Origin of the sequence: Streptomyces sp. NPDC002130 (genome assembly GCF_040296465.1) — a bacterium.
GTDB lineage: Bacteria > Actinomycetota > Actinomycetes > Streptomycetales > Streptomycetaceae > Streptomyces.
In genome coordinates, this window is sequence record NZ_JBEOXI010001163.1 from 1 (window position 1) to 1,107 (window position 1,107).

General features: G+C 62.5%; 1 pseudogene. It reads left to right on the top strand.

What is annotated here, in order from left to right:
* Positions 1-591 precede the first annotated feature (591 nt).
* Positions 592-1,107, top strand: a pseudogene (locus ABT116_RS49295) (lipase family protein); the annotation flags it as partial.

A 1,107-nucleotide genomic window follows, 5' to 3' on the forward strand; every position in this document is an offset into this window, starting at 1 on the left:
GGTCGAGTATCGATCGTCCGATCAGCTTCGGCGGGGGTTTCTTGCGGGCGATCGTGCGAGATGTCCCTGGCACCAGAGCTTTTCGCAGTAGTCGGTGTAGTTCCCGTTCGTGTCGGCTGCGAACCTTGTCGATCAGTTCCGCGAATTCGTGCACTAAATACTCCCTCACCGTGAGTGCCCTTCGGTATTCACGATACTGACATGACCGCAGGCAGCAGGCTGTCATCCGCCTGCTCGGCGACCCGGTGACCTGCGGTGTCCCCGGCTTTCGATCGTATGAGCCACTTGACGGGGAATTCGCTCCCGACGAGGAGGGGTGGTTCCATACCGCCGGCAGGACGAGCGCGTCGGGTGGTTGTGGTTGGCGGGCTTATGTATTCGGGGCGGAGCGGCGGGGGCCGTGCTCCGGCTGACCCGGTCGACGGGGAAGCCGATCGCTGGCGCAGATGATCTTTCGGTATGGGTGTCTGATTTTTCACGCTACCGCTGTTACCGGGCAGTAATATATGGTGATCGTCATAACGCAGTCCGGCGGTGGTGTCAGTCACATAGATGTGGAGTCGAAATATGCCCTCACGAACACTCGCCCGAATGGTGGTGACAGTGGTTGCTGCTGCCGCATTCGTGGGTGTGACCGCTCCGGTCACGGTTTCGGTTGCAGCGGCGCAGCCGCGGGTGTTCGACACGTTCTACGACTACGACGGTTCGGCACCGCTGTCCTCGTATGCCCCCGGTGATGTCCTCAAAACGCGGACCGTGCCTTATCACGTGGTGAACGTTCCGACCCCGTTGCAGGCGGTGCAGGTGCTCTACCGTTCCACCGACGCCCTCGGCCGGCCCGTCGCCAACGTGACCTCGATTCTGCGACCGCCGAACGCGCAACCCGGAAAAGTTCTCTCCTACCAGTCCGTCTACGACTCACTCAACCCCGACGACAGCCCCTCACGTGCCATCGCCGGTAACACCCCGATCGGACAGTGGACCCCGAGCGGACGCAACTTCAACCTCGGCGGCACCATGGTGTCCGGCGAGATTGCGATGTTCGGACCGATGCTCGCCGCCGGGTACACCGTCGTCATTCCCGACACCGAGGGCCCGGAGGCGGAC